The following is a 22,111-nucleotide window of genomic DNA, read 5'->3' as shown; positions in this document are numbered from 1 at the left end:
CGAACTCAGTTGCCGTTGCCCGGCGGCTCCACCCGTACCGGATCGATCCTCGGATCCTTCAGCTTCGCCTCGAGCTGCTTGCCCTTGCGCGCGCGCTTGCCCACGTACGGCAGCAGCGACTGCCCGGCCAGCTTCTGCGACGACGGCTTGCCGCCGCGGCCCGCGCCGGACAGCACCAGTCCCGGCGCGCCCACGGCGACCGCCTGCAGCAGCTTCTCCCTGGGTTCCAGCTCCATCAGGATCACGCCGCGGCCGCCGGCGGACAGCACCTTGACTTCATCCAGCGCCACCAGCAGCAGGCGGCCGTTGCCGGACAGGCAGGCAGCGTGCGTGGCCTCGGCGCCGATCGGCGCCGGCGGCAGCGGGGCATCGCCGTCGTCCAGCGTCAGGAACGACTTGCCGCCCTTCTGCCGGCCGGTCATGTCGCCCACCGTGGTCTGGAAGCCGTTGCCGCTCGCGGTGGCGATCAGCACGCGCTGGCTGGCGCTGCCGGCAAAGGTGTGCGCCACCTGGCTGCCGGACTGCAGCTCGATCAGCGTGGTGATGGGCACCCCGTCGCCGCGCCCGCCCGGCAGGCTGGAGACCGGCACGGAATAGACCCGGCCGTTGGTGCCGAACACCAGCAGCACGTCGACGGTACGGCAGTCGAAGGTGTTGTACAGTGCATCGCCCGCCTTGAAGGTGAACTGCTGCGGGTCGTGGCCATGGCCCTGGCGCGTGCGCACCCAGCCCTTCTGCGACATGATCACCGTCACCGGCTCGTCGATCACGCGCACCTCGGCCGCGGCGCGGCGCTCTTCCTGGATCAGCGTGCGGCGCGGGTCCTTGTCTTCCGGGCTGTACTGCTTGGCGTCGGTCTCGATCTCCTTGATGATGCGACGGCGCATCATGGTCTCGGACTTGAGCAGCACGTCCAGGTCGGCCTGCTCTTCGCGCAGGTCCTTCAGTTCCTTTTCGATCCGGATCGCTTCCAGGCGCGCCAGCTGGCGCAGCCGGATTTCCAGGATATCCTCGGCCTGGCGGTCGCTCAGGCCGAAGGCCTCGATCAGTGCGGGCTTGGGCTCGTCGCTCTCGCGGATGATGCGGATCACCTCGTCGATATTGAGCAGCACCAGCATCCGGCCTTCGAGGATGTGGATGCGGTCCTCGACCTTGCCCAGGCGATGGCGCGTGCGGCGCGTGACGGTGTCGAAGCGGAACGCGATCCACTCGGCCAGGATCTCGCGCAGGCCCTTCTGGCGCGGACGGCCGTCGGTGCCGATCATCACCAGGTTGATCGGCGCGCCGGATTCCAGGCTGGTATGCGCCAGCAGGGTCTGGATAAACTCCTGCTGGTCGATGTTCTTGCTCTTGGGCTCGAACACCAGCCGCACCGGCGCGTCCTTGCCGGACTCGTCGCGCACCGCATCCAGCACCGCCAGCACGGTGGCCTTGAGCTGCTGCTGGTCCGGCGTCAGCGCCTTCTTGCCGGTCTTGATCTTGGGATTGGTGATTTCCTCGATCTCTTCCAGCACTTTCTGCGCCGAGGTGTTCGGCGGCAGCTCGGTCACCACCAGCTGCCACTGGCCGCGCGCCATTTCCTCGATGGTCCAGCGCGCGCGCACCTTCAGGCTGCCGCGGCCGTTCTCGTAGATCTGGGCAATGTCCGCCGCCGGCGAGATGATCTGGCCGCCGCCGGGATAGTCCGGCCCCGGCATCAGCGCCAGCAGCTCGGCCAGCGAGATATTCGGGTTGCGGATCATCGCCACGGTGGCGCCGGCGACCTCGCGCAGGTTGTGCGGCGGGATCTCGGTGGCCATGCCCACCGCGATGCCCGAGGCGCCGTTGAGCAGCACGAACGGCAGCCGCGCCGGCAGCAGCCTGGGCTCCTGCATCGAGCCGTCGTAGTTGGGGATGAAATCGACCGTGCCTTCGTCGATCTCGTCGAGCAGCAGCCGCGAGATCGGCGTCAGGCGCGCTTCGGTGTAGCGCATCGCCGCGGCGCCGTCGCCGTCGCGCGAGCCGAAGTTGCCCTGGCCGTCGATCAGCGGATAGCGCAGCGAGAAATCCTGCGCCAGCCGCACCAGCGCGTCATAGGCGGACTGGTCGCCGTGCGGGTGGAACTTGCCCAGCACGTCGCCGACCACGCGCGCGGACTTGACCGGCTTGGCGTCGGCGCGCAGTCCCATCTCGTGCATCGCGAACAGGATGCGCCGCTGCACCGGCTTCTGGCCGTCGGCCACCTCGGGCAGCGCGCGGCCCTTGACCACGCTGACGGCGTAGTCCAGGTAGGCGCGCTCGGCGTAGCGGGCCAGCGTCAGCGAATCGGCAGGCTCTTCAGGTTGAAACGTGATGTCTTGTTGTTCCATGGATAGGCAAGGATTCGGCGCGCCACGCGTCGGACCTCAACGGCCGGCGCACCGGTTGCTTGTGATTCTTGGGTGCCGGTCAGGGCATGGGCCGGCGCGCGCCGATCACCATCTTCACGCGCGGGCCGCTGCCATCGCCCGGGCCGGCGCCGGCGCTGGCGTGCTTGAGCACCACGCCCTGCTGCGGCTGGTACAGCCGGTAGAACTGCAGCACGGTGCTGACATACTGCCGCGTCTCCGGATACGGCGGGATGCGGTTGTTGTAGCGCTGCACCGCGCCCTCGCCGGCGTTGTACGCCGCCAGCACCAGCTCGAGGTTGTTGGGGAACTGCTGCATCAGCCAGCTCAGGTAGCGCACCCCGGCGGTGATGTTGGTGCGCGGATCGGCCAGCTTCTGCTCGATGGTGCGGCGCGCATCGGCGCTGACGCCAAAGCGCGCGCCGGTGTCGGGAATCACCTGCATCAGGCCGATCGCGCCCTTGGGCGACACCGCCGCCGGGTTGAAGCCGGACTCCACCGCCATCACCGCCTTGACCAGCGCGGGATCGACATCCTGCTTGCCGGCGATCTGGTGGATCAGCGGCTCGACGGTCTTGATATTGGGATGGTTGAGGACGTAGCGGTACAGCTTGTGCTGCTCGAGGTCGATGTCGCCGCGCGCCGCCTGCGCCTGCCGCGCGGCCAGGCGCCCGGTGTCGAGCCTGCCGCCGTCCTTCATGAACAGCTTGTAGCGCGCATCCAGCTTCTGGTCGGCGAAGTGCGCCACGCCGTCGGCATCGATAAAGCCCCACAGCTCGGCATGCGCAGCCGGCACGCAGGCGAGACCGGCCAGCGCCAGCAGGACTGCGGTTGCCTTGCGCCAGGGATTGCCGTGGGTTCTCGTCTTCATCGTGCGTTCCAGAGGAGGCGGACCGGAGCGGGCATTATGCGCCAATCGGGCCTGGCTGGCACCGGCGCGCCCGCGCCGGCGGCGCCCCGCCTCAGATATCGGCCTCGACCTCGTTGCCCTTCTCTTCCAGCCAGCTGCGGCGCTGGGCGGCCTCGCCCTTGCCCATCAGCATGTTCATCATCTCGACGGTCTGCGGCAGGTCGTATTCGCCCAGCATCACGGGCAGCAAGCGCCGCGTGTCGGGGTTCATGGTGGTTTCCCACAGCTGCTCGGCGCTCATCTCGCCCAGGCCCTTGAAGCGCGAGATCTGCCACGAGTTTTCCTTGACGCCGTCCTTGAGCAGCTTGTCCTGGATCGCTTCGAGCTCGCCCTCGTCCAGCGCGTACAGCTTCTGCGCCGGCTTCTTGCCGCGCGCGGGAGCATCGACGCGGAACAGCGGCGGACGCGCCACATAGACGTTGCCGGTCTCGATCAGCTTGGGGAAATGCCGGAAGAACAGCGTCAGCAGCAGCACCTGGATATGCGCGCCGTCGACGTCGGCATCGGACAGGATGCAGATCTTGCCGTAGCGCAGGTTCGACAGGTCGGGCTCGTCGGTGGCGCCGTGCGGGTCCACGCCGATCGCCACGGCGATGTCGTGCACCTCGTTGTTGGCGAAAAGGCGGTCGCGCTCGGTCTCCCAGGTGTTCAGCACCTTGCCGCGCAGCGGCAGGATGGCCTGGAATTCCTTGTCGCGGCCCATCTTGGCCGAGCCGCCGGCGGAGTCGCCCTCGACCAGGAACAGCTCGTTGCGGGTCACGTCGGTGGACTCGCAGTCGGTCAGCTTGCCGGGCAGCACGGCCACGCCCGAGCCCTTCTTCTTCTCGACCTTCTGCGCCGCGCGCGTGCGCGCCTGGGCCTGGCGGATCACCAGTTCGGCCAGCTTCTTGCCGTACTCGACATGGTGGTTCAGCCACAGCTCCAGCGCCGGGCGGCTGAAGGTGGAGACCAGCCGCACCGCGTCGCGGCTGTTCAGGCGCTCCTTGATCTGGCCCTGGAACTGCGGGTCCAGCACCTTGGCCGACAGCACGAACGAGGCGCGCGCGAACACGTCCTCGCTCATCAGCTTGACGCCCTTGGGCTGCAGCGCGTGCATCTCGATAAAGCTCTTGACCGCCTGGAACAGGCCTTCGCGCAGGCCGGACTCGTGCGTGCCGCCGGCCGGCGTGGGGATCAGGTTGACGTAGGACTCGCGCACCGGCGCGCCGTCCTCGGTCCAGGCCACCACCCACGAGGCGCCCTCGCCGTCGGCAAAGCCTTCCTCGCCGGGATTGGCGTCGGGGTCGGCAAAGTGCTCGCCCTCGAACATCGGGATCACCAGTTCGGCGCCGCTGCCCTGGGCCAGCGCCTCGACCAGGTAGCCCTTCAGGCCCTGGTCGTACTGCCAGGTCTGGCGCTCGCCGGTCTTTTCGGTCACCAGCGTGACCTTGACGCCCGGCAGCAGCACGGCCTTGCTGCGCAGCAGGCGCTGCAGCTCGGCCAGCGGGATCGCGGCCGAATCGAAATATTTCGCGTCCGGCCACACCTGCACGCGCGTGCCATTCTTTTTCTCGCCGCGCTCGAGCTTGCGCGAGGCCAGCGGCACGGTCACGTCGCCGCCGGAGAAGGTCAGCGTCGAGCACATGCCGTCGCGCCACACGGTCACGTCCAGCTGCGTCGACAAGGCATTGGTCACCGACACGCCCACGCCGTGCAGGCCACCCGAAAAGGCATAGGCGCCGCCCTTGCCCTTGTCGAACTTGCCGCCGGCATGCAGCCGGGTAAAGACGATCTCGACCACGGGCACGCCCTCTTCCGGGTGAATGCCCACCGGGATGCCGCGGCCGTCGTCCTCCACGCTCAGGCTGCCGTCGCGATGCAGGGTCACCAGGATCTCGGAGCCATGGCCGCCGAGGGCCTCGTCGGAGGCATTGTCGATCACCTCCTGCACGATATGCAGGGGGTTGTCGGTCCGGGTGTACATGCCGGGGCGCTGCTTGACCGGCTCCAGGCCCTTCAGGACCCGGATGGAAGATTCGCTGTACTGACTGGTTTTGCTCGCCATGGAGTCGCTACGAAAGTGATGGTCCGGCTGCCGCGAGGCGCACAACTGTGCACGCGCCGTGGCACCGGGCACTGCATTGTAATGGAAGCGCGCGACGCCAATCCCGCAGAAAAAACGCGCGTGCCCCACGACCTGCGCCGGTCCGGCTTGCCGGGCCACCGGCACTTTTTGCCGGGGCGCCGCGGGTGCGGGCGGCGCCGTACGCGTTTTCCCGAGGCGGAGTAAACTCCCCACCACCCGGCCCCGGCAAGCCTGATTGCCGTTCCGGCGCGGTAAAACAACAAGCACAGACAATCCCTGTCGGCGCCGCCTCACCCGGCGCGGCCGCCGCACACCGAGCCAAGACATGCAGAACCGACAACTCTCCCTGACCACCGTGCTTGTGTGCGGTGGCTTGCTGGTCACGCTTTCGATGGGCATCCGGCACGGCTTCGGCCTGTTCAACCTGCCGATCACGCAGTCGCACGGCTGGAACCGCGAGACCTTTGCCTTTGCGCTGGCGCTGCAGAACCTGATGTGGGGCGCCAGCCAGCCGTTCGCCGGGGCCCTGGCCGACAAGTTCGGTGCGCTGCGCATCATGCTGGTGGGCGTGGCGCTGTATGTGGCCGGGCTGGTGGTGATGGCGCTGGCGACCAGCGGCACCGCCTTCGCCACCGGCGCCGGGGTGATGATCGGCATCGCCCAGTCCGGCACCACCTACAGCATCGTCTACGGTGTGATCGGCCGCGTGGCCAGCCCGGAAAAGCGGGTCTGGGCCATGGGCATTGCCGCCGCGGCGGGCTCGTTCGGCCAGTTCCTGATGATCCCGGTTGAGCAGGGGCTGATCTCCGGCCTGGGCTGGCAGAACGCGCTGTACGTGATGGCGCTGATGGCCTGCGTGATGCTGCCGCTGGCGCTGACCCTGCGCGAGCCGCGCGAAGCCGCCCACACCGGAGGCCACCACCAGACCATCGGCCAGGCCATCCATGAAGCCTTCGGCAACCGCAACTTCCAGCTGCTGACGCTGGGCTACTTCGTGTGCGGCTTCCAGGTGGTCTTTATCGGCGTGCACCTGGCGCCGTACCTGAAGGACCAAGGGCTGACCGATCCGAAGGTGGCAGTGGTGGCGCTGGCGCTGATCGGGCTGTTCAATGTCTTCGGCACCTATACCGCCGGCGCGATGGGCCAGCGCCTGCCCAAGCGCTACCTGCTGGCGTCTATCTACCTGGCGCGCTCGGTGGTGATCGCCGCCTACCTGCTGCTGCCCCTGACGGTGGCCAGCACCTGGGTGTTCGCGGCGGTGATGGGCTTCCTGTGGCTGTCGACGGTGCCGCTGACCAACGGCATCATCGCGCAGGTGTTCGGTGTGAAATACCTGTCGATGCTGTCGGGCGTGGTGTTCTTCTCGCACCAGATCGGCAGTTTCCTCGGCGCGTGGCTGGGCGGCTACCTCTATGACCGCACCGGCGGATACAACACGGTGTGGCTGATCGCGATCGCACTGGGCCTGGTGGCCGCGCTGGTCAACCTGCCGATCCGCGAGCAAGCGCTGGTGCGGGCGCAGCCGGCGGCGGCATGACGAGCACGACCCAGGCGCGCATGGCGAAGGCAGCCGGGCTGGCGTTGCTGGCCGGGGTGCTGGCGCTTGGGTTCGTGGGGTATCTGCGGCCGGGGTTTGTGGTGGATCTGACGAATATGGTGTTGGCTTGGTGTGGGTGAGGGGTAGTGTCGGCGGTTTTGTCGCTGTTGGTGACATGCTGTCGGCGCTTGAACCGCGTGGTTCCGCCCTCCTGGGCGGGTCACTTTTTGGCCGAGCGCCAAAAAGTGACCAAAAAACGCGTCGCCTAAGCGGCTGGCTATCAATTTGGCGGCGTTGCTGGTTCGCGCGGCGGTGATTTCCGTTCGATGTGGCTGGTGGTTCGAACCTGCTACGCCAGGTGAGTCTGGGATAGTGCCTACGTCGACCCACTATTGAACGATCCCCATGCAGGGCGTAGGCCGCCTGCTGCAGGCGTCAACGCCGGGACGCCTTCGGCTGCGCTGCGCGCGGACAGTATCGCAGCGCGTGGGCTCTGGCACGGGATGCATCCCTGCGCTCGCTTGGCGATTGCGGCGCGCGACCAGTGAGGCAGTCTTGCCGTTTTGGGCCAGCGCGCAGCGCAGCCGTAGGCGTTCCTACGACAAGGCCAGCAGCAGGGGCCACTCCGCGCTCTGGGCTCGTTCAACCCACACTTCAACGCCCCTGTCACCATCGCGCACCACCGCGGCAGGCAGTCTAGCTATGTGAGGAAGCAAAGCCCCGTACGAAAACCCCAACGCACACTACGATAAGACATGCCGCCCGCAGGGCAGTAAACGCGCTTTTTGGTTACTTTTTGGCGCTCGGCCAAAAAGTGACCCGCCCAGCAGGGCGGAACCAGGCGGTTCAAAAGCCAACAGCATGTCACCATTTGGCACCACAGCGGCTCAACGACCGCGAGCATGTCACCAAAACCGACATCGCTGCTTCAAATAAGCCCTTATACCCCCTCCCCCTTCGACTTCCCCTCCAGCACTTCCCAGCGCTCCAGCGCCTCCAGCAGTTCCATCTCGATCTCATCATGCCGTGTCGCCAGCAAAGCCGCCTTGCCGGCATCGCTGACATACAGCGACCCATCCTCCAGCTGCGCCGAGATCGTCTTCTGCTCGGTCTCAAGCGCGGCGATGCGCTCGGGCAGGCCATCCAGCTCGCGCTGCTCCTTGTACGACAGCTTGACCGTCCGGTTGGCCCCGCGCGCCTCGCGCGTGTCCTTGCCCCTGGCCGGCTCCGCCACCTTCTGCTCCGCCGGCTTGCGCGCCGCCTGCAGCGCGGCGCTGCGCGCTGATTGCTCGACCCAGTCGGAATACCCGCCCACCGATTCGCGCCAGACCCCATCGCCTTCCGCGGCCAGCGTCGAGGTCACCACGTTGTCGAGGAAGGCGCGGTCGTGCGAAACCAGGAACACGGTGCCGCCGTAGTCCTGCAGCAACTCCTCCAGCAGCTCCAGCGTGTCGATGTCGAGATCGTTGGTGGGCTCGTCCAGCACCAGCACATTGGCCGGGCGCGCGAACAGCCGCGCCAGCAGCAGCCGGTTGCGCTCCCCGCCCGACAGCGACTTGACCGGCGAGCGCGCGCGCTCAGGCGCGAACAGGAAGTCGCCCAGGTAGCTCATCACGTGCTTGCGCTGGCCGTTGACCTCGACCCAGTCGCTGCCCGGGCTGATGGTGTCGGCCAGCGACTTCTCCAGGTCGAGCGCGGTGCGCATCTGGTCGAAGTACGCCACCTGCAAATTGCTGCCGTTGCGCACCGTGCCGCTGTCCGGCGCCAGCTCGCCCAGGATCAGCCGCAGCAGCGTGGTCTTGCCCGCGCCATTGGGGCCGATCAGGCCGACCTTGTCGCCGCGCATGATGGTGGCGGTGAAATCCCGCACCACCACCTTGTCGCCATACGCCTTGCTCACGTCCGTCAGCTCGGCCACGATCTTGCCGGAGCGGTCGGCCTGCGACACCTCCAGCCTGACATTGCCCTGCACCTCGCGGCGCGCGGCGCGCTCGTTGCGCATCGCCACCAGCCGCTGGATGCGCGACACGCTGCGCGTGCGGCGCGCTTCCACGCCCTTGCGGATCCACACCTCTTCCTGCGCCAGCAGCTTGTCGAACTTGGCCTGCTCGACCTGCTCGGCGGCCAGCATCTCCGCCTTGCGCGCCTGGTAGGCGGCGAAGTTGCCAGGGAAGGACACCAGCCGCCCGCGGTCCAGCTCGACGATGCGCGTGGCCACGCGATCAAGGAAGGCGCGGTCGTGGGTGATCAGCAGCACGCTGCCGCGGAACTGCAGCAGCAGGTCTTCCAGCCAGCGGATCGCCTCCACGTCGAGGTGGTTGGTAGGCTCGTCCAGCAGCAGGATGTCGGGCTCGGCCACCAGCGCCTGCGCCAGCGCGACGCGCTTCTGCAGCCCGCCCGAGAGCGCGTCGACGCGCGTGTGCGAATCCAGCCCCAGCCGGGCCAGCGTGGTTTCCACGCGGGTGCGCAGCTGCCATGCGCCGGCGGCGTCGAGCTCGGACTGCAGCCGGTGCAGTTCGGCCAGCGCCGCTTCGTCGTCGTGGTGCTCGGCGACGCGGTCGGCGGCGGCCTCGTAGCGCACCAGCAAGTCGTGCGCGTCGCCCATGCCTTGGGAGACGGCGTCGAACACGGTGATGCCCGGCTCGAACTGCGGCTCCTGCGGCACGTAGGCGCTGGTCACGCCGCTCTGGCGGGCGATCAGTCCGTCATCCGGCGCCGACAGCCCGGCCACGATCTTCAGCAGCGAGGATTTACCCGAACCGTTGCGCCCGATCAGCCCCACGCGCTCGCCGGCCTCCAGCGCAAAGTCGGTGTGATCGAGCAGGGCCACGTGCCCGAAGGCAAGCTGGGCGTCGGTGATGGAAAACAGGGCCATGGGAAGGAAGGCGAGACAGCGAGGAAAGAAGGGACGGGCCGGCGGCACGGGCGCGCCCGGCGGCAGCCCGCATTGTAGACGACCGGCAGCGGGAGCCGGCCGGGCAAAAAAGAAGGGCCCGCGCACTGCGGGCCCAAGAGTCTCTCCTCGGTGCCCTGCTCGCAAGGCACGGAACCAGCATAACAATCGCCCACGCCCCGCTCCAGTCGGACAAGTCCGTAAGGGAAAGCCCCGTCAACGGCAGCTGCCGCGCCGCGGCCGCGGCGAACCGGGCCAAATTGGTACGGCCAAGGCACTCGTGCGAAGATGGCGGCCGTACCCAAGTGCCAGCTGCCCGTCCCATGACCACCGCCTCCCTCAAACTTTCCGACCTGTCCGTGTCGGCGCTTGTCGCCGGGCTGGTCGCGACGCTCACCGGCTACACCAGTTCGCTGGTGCTGATGATCCAGTCGGGACACGCGGCCCACCTGACCGACGCGCAGATCTCGTCGTGGATCTGGGCGCTGTCGATCGGCATGGGGATCACCACCATCGGCCTGTCGCTGGCGTTGCGCGTGCCCATCGTGGTGGCGTGGTCCACGCCCGGCGCGGCGCTGCTCATCGCCAGCCTGCCCGGCGTGCCGTATGCCGAGGCGATCGGCGCCTTCCTGCTGGCCGCGCTGCTGATGGCCGCGGCCGGCATGACCGGCTGGTTCGACAGGCTGATGCGCGCCCTGCCGGCCAGCATTGCCTCGGCGCTGCTGGCCGGCATCCTGTTCCGCATCAGCGTGGACGTGTTCGTGCAGGCGCAGCACCAGACCGTGCTGCTGCTGGCGATGTTCGCCGCCTTCCTGCTGGGGCGGCGGCTGTGGCCGGCCTATGCGGTGCCGGGGGTGCTGCTGGCCGGCGTGGTGGTGGCAGGGGTGCTCGGGCAGCTCGATTTCTCCGGCGTGCGGCTGGAACTTGCCGTGCCGGTGTGGACCACGCCGGCGTTCTCGATGCCGGCCTTCGTCAGCCTGGCGATACCCCTGTTCATCGTCGCGCTGGCGTCGCAGAACATCCCCGGGCTGGCGGTGCTGCAGGCCGATGGCTACCACGTGCCGGCCTCGCGCCTGATCACCGTCACCGGGCTGGCCTCGGCCGCGCTGGCGCCGTTCGGCTCGCACGGCATCAACCTGGCGGCCATCACCGCCGCAATCTGCACCGGCCCGCAGGCCGATCCCGACCGCCACCGCCGCTATACCGCGGCCGTGGTCTGCGGCGTCGGCTACCTGGTCGCGGGCACGCTGGCCGCCAGCATTGCCGCGCTGTTCGCCGCCTTCCCGCAGGCGCTGGTGGTCGGCGTGACCGCGTTCGCGCTGATGGGCTCGATCGCCAACGGGCTGACCGTCGCCATGCAAACCCCGGCCGAGCGCGAAGCCGCCCTGCTGACCTTCATGATCACCGCCTCGGGCATGACCCTGGCCGGCATCGGCTCGGCGTTCTGGGGCGTGGTGGGCGGCATGCTCGCCTACCACGTGCTGCGCCCCCGGGCAGCCTGAAGGCAGGTCCGGCGCGGAAACTACAGCAGCAGGAAAGCCAGGTCGGACAGGCCGATCTCTTCGGGCGGCACACCCTTGCGGCGCTGGAACAGGATGTGCTGCAACACGCGGTCGCGGTCATCGGCAAAGGTCTGCGGATCCAGCCGCAGCGCCACGCGCGCGTAGTGCTCGCCCAGCAGCCGGTAAACCCGGTGCCGCACCCGCAGCATCTCGTTGTCGGCATGCAGCCGGCTTATCGCGCTGGCGTGCTCTTCCTCGAGCTGGCGCATGCCCACCAGCACCCGCGCATGCATGCCGCGGTAGCGGTCGATCTCCGCATGGGCCTTGCGCAGCTCTTCACGCAGCGCCCGCACGTCATGCATCAGCTTCAGGTTGTGCTGCACGCCGCGCTGGATGCGCGCGGCCTCTTCCAGCGCGTGGTCCGCCGCCGCAATGGTGTCCTGCCATGGATTGGCGTCCGGCGCGATGGCCGTGTCCCCCGACCCCGATGTTGCCGACGATGCCGGCATGGCCGCGCCGTCGATGCCAGTGTGCTGCATACCGCTCCCCTATCCCGTGGCCGCCGCCGGCATCGCGTCTCGTGCCGGCCTGGTCTGGCAAAACTACCGCGACTGTCTGGGCGACCCTGTTGCCGCAGGCCAGCGTGGACGCGCTTGTTGTAGTTCTGAGCGTCACATTCAACCCCGCCCTTGCCGCCGCGCACAACCACCGCATGGGAGGGACGCGGCTTTGGCGCAACATGCGCGGGACGCTAAGATGCCGGCTCAGGCCCATTGCCGGCCAGCCTCTTCTGCATTGCCATGAACGGATATCTGCTTCTCGCCCTCGCCATCGTCGCCGAGGTCATCGCCACCAGCAGCCTGAAAGCCTCGCAGGGCTTTACCCGATTGCTGCCCAGCGTGCTGGTGGTCACCGGCTACGTCGCCGCCTTCTATCTGCTGATGCTGGTGATGCGCACCGTCCCGGTCGGCATCGCCTATGCCATCTGGAGCGGCGCGGGAATCGTGCTGGTATCGCTGATCGCGGTGGTGTTGTACCGGCAGGTGCCGGACCTGGCAGCCTGTGTCGGGATCGGGCTGATCATTGCCGGGGTGGCGGTGATCCAGCTGTTTTCCAAGACCAGCGCGCACTGAAACGCGGGAAGGCCGCGCCTGGCGCGAGCAACGCGAATCATTCGCGCGGACGAGCGCATGATGGGTGCATTCGGACCTTGTCCTTGCCAAAGGAGATGCGCCGGCCGACGCGGCCATCGCGCGTGTGGACGATCAGGTCAACGCGGTCTTCCTCAGCCTTCGCCGTGCCGGCCGCGATGGCCGCTTCCCGGTTGGGGAAGAGCAGACGGCCCTCGCTGCCGCACGCGCGTTCCACCACCCACTGAAGTCCCTCGATCCGCAAAACGTGAACGTCCGACATGGCTGCTCCAAAGCTGACGCAGTGAGTATCTGCAGTCGGCCCCCTGGTCGGTATCGGATTTTGTCCGACAAGGCGGATTTGCAACAGCGGAGCATGAGATACGGCAGGCGATAATGCCGCTGAAAACCCTGGAATGATGCGGGAGGAAGGATCTTGGCAGACCGATGCCAAATGGATCGGTGGTCCCGCCGACAGGAATCGAACCTGTATCTAGCGCTTAGGAGGCGCTCGTTCTATCCATTGAACTACGGCGAGGGGATAGATTCTTCCCATTGACCAGGAACCCTTACCGGAAGCGGCTTTGCCTTATCCGGCGCGGGTTTCCGGGTATGAGACCGACGTCACAACTGTCATTCCATGTCACCTCATAGCATCCTGGCTCACGCACCGCGTGCTACAGATTTGCTACAGGGAGACAGGCCTTATGGCGTCGATCCTCAAGATCGTGGAACGCTGGCGCGCCCAGATCCGGAAGCAGGGCCGGAGTATATCAAAAACCTTTCGCACCAAGGCAGCGGCACAAGCCTGGGCGCGCGAAGCGGAACTCGGACTGGAAACGCCCGCCACCGCGGCAGCGGGTCGATCGCCGACTGGATTACCGACTACCGCAACGTGCGCTAAGAGTCAGGCCGGCCGGTGGTACCTCAGTCGAATGAAGAGTACATGCTTACCAAGCTGGCCGGCGCCGGCGTTATACCATCTGCATGGATGAATCGAAGCACCGAGCACACGCGGATATGCCGGAGTGTATTCGATTTACTTTGCCGACAAGGTGGCAATGTCATCGCGAGCCTTTGCCTCGCCATAGTCAAGCGCCGCATTGACGCTGTGAAAGTAGTCGGTGCCGTCAATGAGATCGTAGGAATGTACGCTGTGCAGATCGCTTCTGATGGGCCGGCAATCCGCCCGAGTGATCGAGTAGCGTACTACGTAGTCAAGCGCGCCTGCCAACCGGGTGGGACCTAAGTGTTGCTCGGCTTCGATCAACACATGATACTCGCCAATCGTGACGCGTCTTTGCATATCCGACCTCCACCTGGGCCGCCTCTCATTCATCCGGCCCAAGAACAACGTCCACGGCAGCCCGCCCAGCCAGTTCCGCCACGAGGTAAGCCCAACGTTTGGTGTAAGGCCCGCCAAAGACCTTGATTCGCTTGCCAATCGCTGCGACGCCCGGGGGACGCATAGGTCCTTCAATCTGGAACCAGACGTCAAACATGTCCGTAGATGTCATATGGAGATCGACATGGATATCGAACCCACGATACTCTGTCACGCGATCCATAGCCGTCTTCAATCTTCCAAGAATGTGTTTGTCAGCCGCATACTCGACTCAGTAAGGATTGAAGGTGATGTGACCGGCGCGAATTGCGCATTCTGCCGCCACAGTGCAAGGCGACCGTTTGTGCCGCCGACCAGTTACGGCATTTTCCTCACGTCGGTCCGCGGAGAAGGTTTTCTCGCCAGGCATCGAATACATGGGTTTCCGGAGTCCCGATGAGTAACTTCCGGACTCACCAGCCCTAAGACGTCATCGAGTGGATGTCCCGGCAAGGAGTGACAGGCGACCAGCAGCGCGTAGCTTCTGCAACGCTTAGCTCAATAGTATAGGTGGGGCATGCACACCGCCCGGGACCCACTTACAAAGTGTTCAGGCAGGCGCCGCCTCGCGTATCTGCGGTGCCCCGCAGACGCGGACCGCTCGTCCCCTTGTGGGGCTAGACTGAACTGGATGACCAGCGCCGTTCTCGCGGCAGACAGCGTCTCCGCTTCCATGTCGACACGAGGTCAGAAATGAATCGCCTTCGGTACTCGGTGAACCTGTCCTACGAGATCCTGGACTCCACGGCAGACTTTCTGTTGATTATCGAAGCTGCGAAGACTGCAAGACAGTCCGTTGTCTCCGAGCGTCTGGCGCTCACGCCTCCGGTTTACGCCGCTCGCCACACGGATCCACTCTGCAACCGCCTGCTGAGGATACGTGCGACCAAGGGCCCGCTGGCCATCCGCTATGAAGCCGTGGTGGACATCGACCATCGCCTGGACAACGGCATGTCACTCACGGAGGTACCCGTTGCCGATCTCCCCTTCGATGTACTTTCATACCTGGCGCCGAGCCGGTATTGCGAATCCGACCGCATGATGGAATTCGCCATGCGCGAGTTTGGCGGCATGCGCCCCGGCTATTCGCGCGTGTATGCAATCCGGGAGTGGGTGCGCAACCATGTGCGCTTTCTTTCGCGATCCACCAATGAGTGCACCTCGGCAATCGATACGATTGTCGAGCGCACTGGCGTATGCCGGGATTTTTCCCACCTGATGATCGCGATCTGCCGCGCCCTGAGTATTCCCGCCCGTATGTCCAGCAGCGTGGACTATGGCGCGGATCCGACCTTGGGCGCGCCGGACTTTCACGCGGTTGTCGAGGTGTTCCTGTCAGGCGGTTGGTACCTGCTCGATCCGTCGGGGGTGTCCATTCCGACCGGTCTGCTGCGCATCGGCACCGGCCGGGATGCCGCCGACATTCCATTTGCCGCCATCTTCGGTAAGGTTGAGTCGAAACGGCCTTTTATCGAGATCCAGCCAATGGCCGACCCGACTGCCGGGATTGACCTGCCACTTGCAACTACAAGCGCCATTTCTACCTGGTAACCGATATTAGCGCGCTTGGCCTTTCATCCCTTCGATTTCCATGGCGGCATACCCATCTTCGTAGGCTGCAATCGGTTCCATGGCCTCGTCGACGAACGATGCCGCACCGTTAACTACGGCGAGGGACAGGACTGCCAGGAGCGGAAGCCGCGGGCGCGGTGATCCTGGAGACGGGCGGAGCATATCGAAATCCGCACGCCCGCGGCCCGGCGCCGCCGCGGTGGTGGGTGTTGACCGACACCGGCATGCCAGGGTGTCGGCGCGCAGCCAACGCGGCGGCGCCGGCTGCAAGTGGCGGCTGGTCCCCGCCCTGCCCGGAACCCGCGCCAGGCCCCGGATCAGGGCCTGAGCCGTTCCGCTACCCGTCAGTGGCACGCCGCTTGCTCAACCACCCGTACCGCCCCCGGCGCATCGGCGCCTTCCACCGGAGACCGCATATGGCCACCCTCTCGATCAATGACCTTGCCGGCTGCCGCGAACTGGCTCCCGCCGCCATGGCGCGCGTACGCGGCGCGGGTGGACAGTGGGTGTTCGGCTGGATCCGCCCGTTCGTGGCGTCGTCGCCGGCGCCGCTCGGCACGGTGATCAACTTTTACGAGATCAACTACAGCTTCTATGCTGATCAGATAAACAACCAGTTCCAGAACATCGATATCCGCAACAACGCGCCAAACGCCAACATCAATGTCCGGGGCGACCAGGGTGCCAGGAACGACGGCAGGCTGGTCTGATCCGGCCGGACCCGGGCGCCGGCAGGCGCTGGCGTGGAGCGTTGCGGATCGCAGCGGAGGCCAGATTGGGTTTCGACTCGCATTTCCGGTGGACCTCGGCGGCGTGCACGGACGTCGGGCGCGTGCGTGAGCGCAATGAGGACGCTTGCCTGGACCTGCCCGGGCAGGAACTGTGGGCCGTGGCCGACGGCATGGGCGGCCATGCCGTGGGGGATTTCGCCAGCCAGGCGGTGGTACGGGCGCTGACAGCGCTGCCGCCGCAAGCGCGGCTGGAAGACCGCATCGACGCCGCGCGCGCGGCCTTGCAGGGCGTGAATCTGGCGCTGGTCGACGAAGCCGCGCGCCTGGGCGTGCGCTGCATCGGCAGCACGGTGGTGGTCCTGCTGGCCGGCGACAGCCGCTGTGCCTGCCTGTGGGCTGGGGACAGCCGCCTGTACCGGCTGCGCGGCGGCCAGCTGGCGCGCCTGACGCGCGACCACAACCAGGTCGAGCGCCTGCTCGCGCGCGGCCTGATCACGCCGGAGCAGGCGCGCCACCATCCCGCGCAGAACACCATCACGCGCGCCGTCGGCGCGGCGCCGACGCTGGCGCCGGAGCAGCTGCTGACCGACGTGGCCGACGGCGATGTCTACCTGTTGTGCAGCGACGGCCTGAGCAACGAGGTCGACGACGACGAGATTGCCGCGGTGCTGGCGCAGCAGGACGTGGCGCAGGCCGCGCTGACGCTGGTGCACAAGGCGCTCGACGCGGGCGGGCGCGACAATATCTCGGTGGTGGTGCTGCGCGCCGCCGACCCTTGCGGATCGGACCGCACCCTGGTCAACCCCGAGCTCGACGCCTGAAGCCCGCCGCGCCCTAGCCCTTGCCGGCTTCGGCCTGCCGGCTGGCGCGGAAGTCCTTCGAGTGGATGCCGTGCTTCTTCAGCAGCATCTGCAGGTGCGAGCGGTTCATGTCGAAGCGCCGCGCCAGTTCGGCAACCGTGCCTCCCACCTCCTGCAGTCCGCGCTCGAGGAAGGCGCGCTCGGCCTCGTCGCTGGCCGCGCGCTTGGCTTCGCTCAGCGAGGTCGCCATGGCGATGTCCGCGCCGGATGCGCCGGCGCCGACCACCGCCAGCGCGGCGGGCTTCGGGCGGATGTCCTGCGGCAGGTGCGGCAGGTCGGCGGTATCGCCGGCCAGGCAGCTCAGCCGGTACAGCAGGTTGCGCAGTTCGCGGATATTGCCGGGGTAGTCGTAGTGCAGCAGGAAGTCGCGCAGCCGCGGCGTCAGCCTGACCGGCGCGCGCCGGAGCATGCCGGCGGCCTCGTCGCTGAAGTACGACACCAGCAGCGGGATCTCGTCGCGCCGCTCGCGCAGCGCCGGCAGGCTGACGTGGATCACGCTCAGGCGATAGAACAGATCCTCGCGGAAGGTGCCGGCCTGGCTCATCCGGCGCAGGTCCTTGTTGGTCGCGGCGACGATGCGCGCATCGACCGAGATGATCTCGTCCGAGCCGACCCGCTGGATCTCGTGCGCCTCGAGCACGCGCAGCAGCTTGACCTGCCCGGTCAGCGGCAGTTCGCCGATCTCGTCCAGGAAGATGGTGCCCGTATGCGCGCTCTCGAACTTGCCGCGCCGGTCGTTGCTGGCGCCGGTGAAGGCGCCCTTCTTGTGCCCGAACAACTCGGATTCGAGCAGGCTATCCGGAATGGCACCGCAGTTGACCGAGATAAACGGCTTGTCGGTGCGCGCGCCGTTGGCGTGGATCACCTTGGCCATCAGCTCCTTGCCGGTGCCGCTTTCGCCGTCGATCAGCACCGGCAGGTCGGTCGGCGCGGCCTTCTCGGCGATTTCCAGCGCCTCGAGCAGCCGGGGGTTGTCGCCGAAGGTCCCCTCGAAGATAAAGCTGCGCTCCATCAGCGCCTGGCGGCGCTCGCGCGGCAGGCGTTCGACCTCCGGCGGCGGCGGCGCATCCCCCGCCGTGGCTCCGGCCGCGGTTTCGGCCGACGATGCCGCCTGCACGAAGCGCTCCTTGTGCGACAGGCCCATCACCTCGTCGCGCAGCGTGGTGGCCTGCTTGAGCAGCTTCTCGATCTCGGGCCGGTCAAGCTTCGACGCCCAGCGCAGTGTCGAGCGCAGGATCTCGATCTTCTCGATCAGCCCGGCGAACGACACCGGCGAAGTCACCGAGACGGGGGTGGCACCCTGGTTGTATAGCTTCATGCGGCACTCAGTTGCTTCTGCACCAGTTGGAAATACATGCCCTTGCGCGCCAGCAGTTCCTCGTGCCGGCCCTGCTCGACGATGGCGCCCTCATACAGCACCAGGATCTTGTCGGCCTGCATGATGGTGCTGAGCCGGTGCGCGATGATGACCGCGGTGCGCCCGCGCAGGATTTCCTGCATATTGGCCAGGATGTTGCTCTCGGACTGCGTATCCAGCGCCGAGGTGGCTTCGTCGAACACCAGCAGGCGCGGGTCGTGGTACAGCGCGCGCGCAATGCACAGCCGCTGGATCTGCCCGCCCGACAGGCCGATGCCGCGTTCGCCGACGACCTGCTCGTAGCCCAGCGGCAGCTTGCTGATAAAGGCATGCGCGTCGGCCATGCGCGCGACTTCCTCGATGCGGCGCCGCTCGGGGCTGTCGTCGCCGCAGGCGATGTTCTCGGCGATGGTGCCGGAGAACAGCAGGTTGGACTGCATCACGTAGCCCACCTGGGCGCGGTAGAACGCCGCGTCGATCACGTTCAGGTCGTAGCCGTCGACCGTCATCGAACCCTCGGTGGGCTTGTAGAAACCCACCAGCAGCTTTGCCAGCGTGGTCTTGCCCGAGCCGCTGCGCCCGACGATGGCCACCATCTCCCCGGGCCGGATGGTGAAGCTGATGTTCTCCAGCACATAAGGCGTGTCTTCGCCGCCGTAGCGGAAGTACAGGTCCTTCATCACGATCTCGCCCTGCAGGTCGGGCAGCATCACGCGCGACAGCACGTCCTGCGGCTTCTGCTCCGGCTCCAGGTCGAGCACGTCGCCCAGCCGCTCCATCGCCACGCCGGCATCGTTGAGCTGGCCCCACAGCGCCACCAGTCCCATCAGCGGCGCCAGCACGCTGCCCATGAAGGCGTTGAAGGCCATCAGCTGGCCGATGGTCAGCTCGCGCTCCAGCACCAGCGTCGCGCCCACCCACAGCACCGCGATGGTGGTGGCGGCATTGAGCAGCTGGCTCGCCAGCCCCACCAGGATATGGAACTGCTGCGCCTTGTACTGCGACTCCAGCGCCTTGGTGTACTTGCGCTCCCAGCGCAGCCGCACCGGGCGCTCGATGCCCATGCCCTTGACGGTCTCGGCGCCGCCCAGCGTCTCCATCAGGTAGGCCTTGGCATCGGTCGAGGTCGCGAAGACGTCGCGCGCATAGGTCTTGACGCGCGGCGTCACCACCACCGTCAGCGCGGCGATCGGGATCACGAAGGCGATCAGCAGCAGCGTCAGCTTGACGTTGTAGAGAAACATGATGGTGAAGTAGATAAACACCATCAGCAGGTTCAGCGCCGTGGTCACCGTCGATTCGGTCAGGAAGGCGCGGATGGTCTGGTTCTCCTGGAAGCGCGCGAAGATATCGCCGGTCTTGCGCTTGGCGAAGAACGACAGCGGCAGCGACAGCGTGTGCCGGAAGAAGTGCGACATCATGGCGAAATCCATGTTGCGCACCATGAAGTTGGCCAGGTACGCGCGGATCGTCGACATCAGCTGCGAGAACACGCTAGAGATGATCAGCCCCGCGATCAGCAGGTGCAGCAGCCCGACGTTCTGGTGCACCACCACGCCGTCCAGGATGTTCTGGATGATCAGCGGCGGCACCACCCCCAGCATCTGGATCACGAAGGTCGCCAGGAACAGGTGCGCCAGGATCTTCTTGTAGGGCGCCAGGTAGCCGATGAAGCGCAGCCACGGCGAGCGCTGCACCGACAGCTGCGTCATGCTCTCGCCCGGCGCGAACAGCAGGCAGGTGCCGCTCCAGCCGCGCTCGAACTCCTCCGCGCTCATCTTGCGGAAGCCGATGGCCGGGTCGGCCACCCAGACCCAGCGCGCGGAGATGCCGTACACCACCACGTAGTGGTAGCCCTCCCAATGGACGATGAACGGCAGCTCGAAGCCCATCAGCGAATCGCGCGTGCATTGCACCCCGCGCGTGGTGAAGCCCAGCGATTCCCCCGCCCGCGCCAGGCTGTCGAGGGTGGCGCCCTGCGTGGTGACGTTGGCCAGTTCGCGCAGCTTGCCCAGCGTCATCGGGATGCCGTAGTGCCGGCAGATCATCGCCAGGCAGGCCGCGCCGCAATCCATTTCCTCGGCCTGCTCCACCAGCGCGAAGCGGCGGATCAGCTTCTCGCCCAGCTCGGGCCGGGAGGCCAGGTCGAGCAGTACCGGGCGCTTGCGCCGCTCGGCCAGCTTCTTTTGCCGATGCAGCTCGCGGTCCAGCACCCGGATGCGCTCCTCGAGCACCTCGCGCAGGCGCGGATTGCGCTCGAGGATCAGCTGTACGGTTTTCTCGGGAATCACCAGCAGGCGCACGTCGGTCTCGGCAATGGCCGACGCGAGCTGCTCCTGCCGCATCACGCAGGCGCGCTCGCCGAAGATATCGCCCTGGCCCAGCGTCGCCAGCGGAAACTCGCTGTCCTCTTCGCTGCGCACGATGCGCACCGTGCCCTGGCGCACCACGTACAGGCGCCGGTCCTCGCGTCCGTCCTGCTTCAGGATTTCCCGGCCGGCCGCCACGCGCTTCACGCCGACGCTGCGCACCGCGTCTTCCAGTTCCTGCTTGTCGAGCTTGCCGCGCAGGTCGAACAGCCGCGCGACAAAGCCGCCGGCCGAACTGATCGCGACATAGCTGGTGATGAAGGCCAGCGCCGCGGGGTTGCCCGCCACCACAGGCTCGCTGACGGTGCGCGGAATCATCAGCAACTCGGTCTTGCCCGAGGCACGCACCGACGACTCGTGCCGGTACTCGCGCAGCAGCGCGAGATCGGCAAAGACCTCGCCTGCCTTGCGCACCCCCATGCTGATTTCCTTGCCGTGCTCCTCGTTGAACACGCGCACCGAGCCGGACTTGACGATAAACAGGCCCGGCGCGGTTTCGCCGGCATTGCAGACGGTGTCGCCAAAGCCAAAGCTCAGCACCTGCGCGGCGTCGGCCAGGCGCGCCAGTTCTTCCGGGGTCAGGACCGACAGGATTTCGACCGACGCCAGGAAAGCGGCCAGCGCCGGGCCCGCTCCCGGCGGCTGCGGCGCGGCGGTGGCGGCGCCGGCCGGTCCGGCCTCGCTAGCGGGCTTCGATGACATGTTCCTGCGCCCTGGCCATCAGCCAGTCCTCGCGCAGCAGGCGGCGCACTTCGACCGCCACCTCGCTGTCGAGCGCGGCCGGGTGCTTGGCGCGCACCAGGAAGACCTCGAAGAACGAGCGGTCGGCGGCCGGGAACGGCCCCAGCAGGTCGCCCGGCTCGGCGTTGAAGACCTTGGCCTCGATCTCGGTCTTGAGCGAGCCGCGCAGCACCTTGCCGATCTCGCCGCCGCGCTCGCGCGTGTCGGCAATGGAGTGCTCGCGCGCCATCTCGGCAAAGGCGTCGGGGTCGTCCTGCAGGTACGAGATCAACTCCCTGGCCTTGCCCTCGCTGTCGACCACGATATGGCTGACCTCGATGCTGTCGAAGCGCGGCGAGTTCAGCGCGAAGTATTCCTGCACCGCCGCGTCGCTGCACACCTGCGCCATCATCCGCTCCTGATAGAGGCTGTCGGTAATGAAGGCCTCGAACTCGTCCAGGCTGACATTGAGCGCATCCAGGTAGTGGTTCATGTCGGCGGCGCGATGCAGGCCCTGCACGCGGCGGAACTGGTCGGCGCGTTCCTGGATCTCTTCGGGCGTGACCACCAGCCCCTGCCGCCTGGCGGCGTGCACGGTCAGCTTGTCGCGCACGATCTGCTCGACCAGTCCTTCGAACTGCCCGGTCAGCTTGAGCAGGCGCACGAATTCCTCGACCCCGAGCACCTCGTCGTCGATACGCACGATGCCAGTCAT

The 22,111-nt window shown here is 66.9% G+C and carries 18 protein-coding genes and 1 tRNA gene; 7 read left to right on the top strand and 12 right to left on the bottom strand.

The features are described 5' to 3' along the window. Nucleotides 1-5 precede the first annotated feature (5 nt). From parC to FHX60_RS03420, 3 genes are all read right to left on the bottom strand, one after another. Nucleotides 6-2,348 (bottom strand): DNA topoisomerase IV subunit A, encoded by a 2,343-nt coding sequence (gene parC, locus FHX60_RS03430; RefSeq protein ID WP_183282553.1) that lies wholly within the window; start codon nucleotides 2,346-2,348, stop codon nucleotides 6-8. 79 nt (nucleotides 2,349-2,427) lie between these two features. Then, a complete protein-coding gene (locus FHX60_RS03425; RefSeq protein ID WP_183282552.1) occupies nucleotides 2,428-3,237 on the bottom strand; it encodes a lytic transglycosylase domain-containing protein in 810 nt (269 codons plus the stop codon). Nucleotides 3,238-3,328: 91 nt separating this feature from the next. After that, nucleotides 3,329-5,320 carry a DNA topoisomerase IV subunit B gene (locus FHX60_RS03420; RefSeq protein ID WP_183282551.1) on the bottom strand — a complete coding sequence of 664 codons (1,992 nt, stop codon included), beginning with the start codon at nucleotides 5,318-5,320 and terminating at the stop codon, nucleotides 3,329-3,331. Between the two features lie 346 nt (nucleotides 5,321-5,666). Here FHX60_RS03420 and FHX60_RS03415 point away from each other — a divergent pair, with 346 nt between their 5' ends. Both FHX60_RS03415 and FHX60_RS03410 read left to right on the top strand, forming a co-directional pair. Then, on the top strand, nucleotides 5,667-6,878 hold the full coding sequence (locus FHX60_RS03415) for an MFS transporter (RefSeq protein WP_112774581.1): 1,212 nt from the start codon (nucleotides 5,667-5,669) through the stop codon (nucleotides 6,876-6,878). After that, a complete protein-coding gene (locus FHX60_RS03410; RefSeq protein WP_165835100.1) occupies nucleotides 6,875-7,018 on the top strand; it encodes a hypothetical protein in 144 nt (47 codons plus the stop codon). The genes FHX60_RS03415 and FHX60_RS03410 overlap by 4 nt, the downstream gene beginning before the upstream one ends. Before the next feature lie 800 nt (nucleotides 7,019-7,818). Here FHX60_RS03410 and FHX60_RS03405 read toward each other — a convergent pair. Further along, the gene (locus tag FHX60_RS03405) at nucleotides 7,819-9,753 is read right to left on the bottom strand and encodes an ATP-binding cassette domain-containing protein (protein ID WP_112774580.1); all 1,935 of its coding nucleotides are present in this window, start codon (nucleotides 9,751-9,753) and stop codon (nucleotides 7,819-7,821) included. Nucleotides 9,754-10,094: 341 nt separating this feature from the next. Between FHX60_RS03405 and FHX60_RS03400 the strand changes: the two genes are divergently transcribed. Next, a complete protein-coding gene (locus FHX60_RS03400) occupies nucleotides 10,095-11,273 on the top strand; it encodes a benzoate/H(+) symporter BenE family transporter (RefSeq protein WP_183282550.1) in 1,179 nt (392 codons plus the stop codon). 20 nt (nucleotides 11,274-11,293) lie between these two features. On the opposite strand, the gene FHX60_RS03395 is transcribed toward FHX60_RS03400, so the two are convergent. After that, complete coding sequence (locus FHX60_RS03395) at nucleotides 11,294-11,812, bottom strand: hypothetical protein (RefSeq protein WP_183282549.1); 519 nt, start codon at nucleotides 11,810-11,812, stop codon at nucleotides 11,294-11,296. Nucleotides 11,813-12,073: 261 nt separating this feature from the next. Between FHX60_RS03395 and FHX60_RS03390 the strand changes: the two genes are divergently transcribed. After that, nucleotides 12,074-12,406 (top strand): DMT family transporter, encoded by a 333-nt coding sequence (locus tag FHX60_RS03390; protein ID WP_012353408.1) that lies wholly within the window; start codon nucleotides 12,074-12,076, stop codon nucleotides 12,404-12,406. 37 nt (nucleotides 12,407-12,443) lie between these two features. On the opposite strand, the gene FHX60_RS03385 is transcribed toward FHX60_RS03390, so the two are convergent. The 4 genes from FHX60_RS03385 to FHX60_RS03370 form a co-directional block, all read right to left on the bottom strand. Beyond that, entirely contained in the window at nucleotides 12,444-12,686 is a 243-nt protein-coding gene (locus FHX60_RS03385; RefSeq protein WP_112774577.1) for a DUF2188 domain-containing protein, read from the bottom strand. Nucleotides 12,687-12,866: 180 nt separating this feature from the next. Then, nucleotides 12,867-12,941 (bottom strand) — tRNA-Arg (locus tag FHX60_RS03380). 501 nt (nucleotides 12,942-13,442) lie between these two features. Next, entirely contained in the window at nucleotides 13,443-13,709 is a 267-nt protein-coding gene (locus tag FHX60_RS03375) for a hypothetical protein (RefSeq protein ID WP_183282548.1), read from the bottom strand. Between the two features lie 25 nt (nucleotides 13,710-13,734). Beyond that, complete coding sequence (locus FHX60_RS03370) at nucleotides 13,735-13,971, bottom strand: hypothetical protein (protein ID WP_112774575.1); 237 nt, start codon at nucleotides 13,969-13,971, stop codon at nucleotides 13,735-13,737. Nucleotides 13,972-14,480: 509 nt separating this feature from the next. Between FHX60_RS03370 and FHX60_RS03365 the strand changes: the two genes are divergently transcribed. The 3 genes from FHX60_RS03365 (at nucleotide 14,481) to FHX60_RS03355 (ending at nucleotide 16,911) form a co-directional block, all read left to right on the top strand. After that, complete coding sequence (locus FHX60_RS03365) at nucleotides 14,481-15,338, top strand: transglutaminase-like domain-containing protein (protein WP_183282547.1); 858 nt, start codon at nucleotides 14,481-14,483, stop codon at nucleotides 15,336-15,338. Between the two features lie 437 nt (nucleotides 15,339-15,775). Beyond that, nucleotides 15,776-16,069: a hypothetical protein gene (locus FHX60_RS03360; protein ID WP_092307158.1), complete on the top strand. Its 294-nt coding sequence runs from the start codon at nucleotides 15,776-15,778 to the stop codon at nucleotides 16,067-16,069. A gap of 65 nt (nucleotides 16,070-16,134) precedes the next feature. After that, the gene (locus FHX60_RS03355; protein ID WP_092307156.1) at nucleotides 16,135-16,911 is read left to right on the top strand and encodes a PP2C family protein-serine/threonine phosphatase; all 777 of its coding nucleotides are present in this window, start codon (nucleotides 16,135-16,137) and stop codon (nucleotides 16,909-16,911) included. A gap of 13 nt (nucleotides 16,912-16,924) precedes the next feature. Here the strand turns inward: FHX60_RS03355 and FHX60_RS03350 are convergent, their stop codons facing one another. The 3 genes from FHX60_RS03350 to FHX60_RS03340 are packed head-to-tail and all read right to left on the bottom strand — an operon-like array spanning nucleotide 16,925 to nucleotide 22,111. Continuing rightward, complete coding sequence (locus tag FHX60_RS03350) at nucleotides 16,925-18,268, bottom strand: sigma-54 interaction domain-containing protein (RefSeq protein WP_183282546.1); 1,344 nt, start codon at nucleotides 18,266-18,268, stop codon at nucleotides 16,925-16,927. Beyond that, complete coding sequence (locus FHX60_RS03345) at nucleotides 18,265-21,378, bottom strand: peptidase domain-containing ABC transporter (RefSeq protein ID WP_183282545.1); 3,114 nt, start codon at nucleotides 21,376-21,378, stop codon at nucleotides 18,265-18,267. Before FHX60_RS03345 ends, FHX60_RS03350 begins: the two co-directional genes overlap by 4 nt. Next, entirely contained in the window at nucleotides 21,359-22,111 is a 753-nt protein-coding gene (locus FHX60_RS03340; RefSeq protein ID WP_183282544.1) for a peptidylprolyl isomerase, read from the bottom strand. The genes FHX60_RS03345 and FHX60_RS03340 overlap by 20 nt, the downstream gene beginning before the upstream one ends.

This window comes from Cupriavidus alkaliphilus (assembly GCF_014191175.1).
GTDB lineage: Bacteria > Pseudomonadota > Gammaproteobacteria > Burkholderiales > Burkholderiaceae > Cupriavidus > Cupriavidus alkaliphilus.
The sequence above is the reverse complement of the archived record's forward strand: the minus strand, read 5'-3'. Positions and strand labels throughout refer to the sequence as shown.

Bases quoted from the DNA above. Each gene is read 5' to 3' on its own strand.
- FHX60_RS03385 (WP_112774577.1), bottom strand. From the start codon at position 12,686: ATGTCGGACGTTCACGTTTTGCGGATCGAGGGACTTCAGTGGGTGGTG.
- FHX60_RS03395 (WP_183282549.1), bottom strand. From the start codon at position 11,812: ATGCAGCACACTGGCATCGACGGCGCGGCCATGCCGGCATCGTCGGCA.
- FHX60_RS03390 (WP_012353408.1), top strand. From the start codon at position 12,074: ATGAACGGATATCTGCTTCTCGCCCTCGCCATCGTCGCCGAGGTCATC.
- FHX60_RS03360 (WP_092307158.1), top strand. From the start codon at position 15,776: ATGGCCACCCTCTCGATCAATGACCTTGCCGGCTGCCGCGAACTGGCT.
- FHX60_RS03370 (WP_112774575.1), bottom strand. From the start codon at position 13,971: ATGGATCGCGTGACAGAGTATCGTGGGTTCGATATCCATGTCGATCTC.
- FHX60_RS03410 (WP_165835100.1), top strand. From the start codon at position 6,875: ATGACGAGCACGACCCAGGCGCGCATGGCGAAGGCAGCCGGGCTGGCG.
- parC (WP_183282553.1), bottom strand. From the start codon at position 2,348: ATGGAACAACAAGACATCACGTTTCAACCTGAAGAGCCTGCCGATTCG.
- FHX60_RS03345 (WP_183282545.1), bottom strand. From the start codon at position 21,378: ATGTCATCGAAGCCCGCTAGCGAGGCCGGACCGGCCGGCGCCGCCACC.
- FHX60_RS03420 (WP_183282551.1), bottom strand. From the start codon at position 5,320: ATGGCGAGCAAAACCAGTCAGTACAGCGAATCTTCCATCCGGGTCCTG.
- FHX60_RS03350 (WP_183282546.1), bottom strand. From the start codon at position 18,268: ATGAAGCTATACAACCAGGGTGCCACCCCCGTCTCGGTGACTTCGCCG.
- FHX60_RS03405 (WP_112774580.1), bottom strand. From the start codon at position 9,753: ATGGCCCTGTTTTCCATCACCGACGCCCAGCTTGCCTTCGGGCACGTG.
- FHX60_RS03425 (WP_183282552.1), bottom strand. From the start codon at position 3,237: ATGAAGACGAGAACCCACGGCAATCCCTGGCGCAAGGCAACCGCAGTC.
- FHX60_RS03340 (WP_183282544.1), bottom strand. From the start codon at position 22,111: ATGACTGGCATCGTGCGTATCGACGACGAGGTGCTCGGGGTCGAGGAA.
- FHX60_RS03400 (WP_183282550.1), top strand. From the start codon at position 10,095: ATGACCACCGCCTCCCTCAAACTTTCCGACCTGTCCGTGTCGGCGCTT.
- FHX60_RS03365 (WP_183282547.1), top strand. From the start codon at position 14,481: ATGAATCGCCTTCGGTACTCGGTGAACCTGTCCTACGAGATCCTGGAC.
- FHX60_RS03415 (WP_112774581.1), top strand. From the start codon at position 5,667: ATGCAGAACCGACAACTCTCCCTGACCACCGTGCTTGTGTGCGGTGGC.
- FHX60_RS03375 (WP_183282548.1), bottom strand. From the start codon at position 13,709: ATGCAAAGACGCGTCACGATTGGCGAGTATCATGTGTTGATCGAAGCC.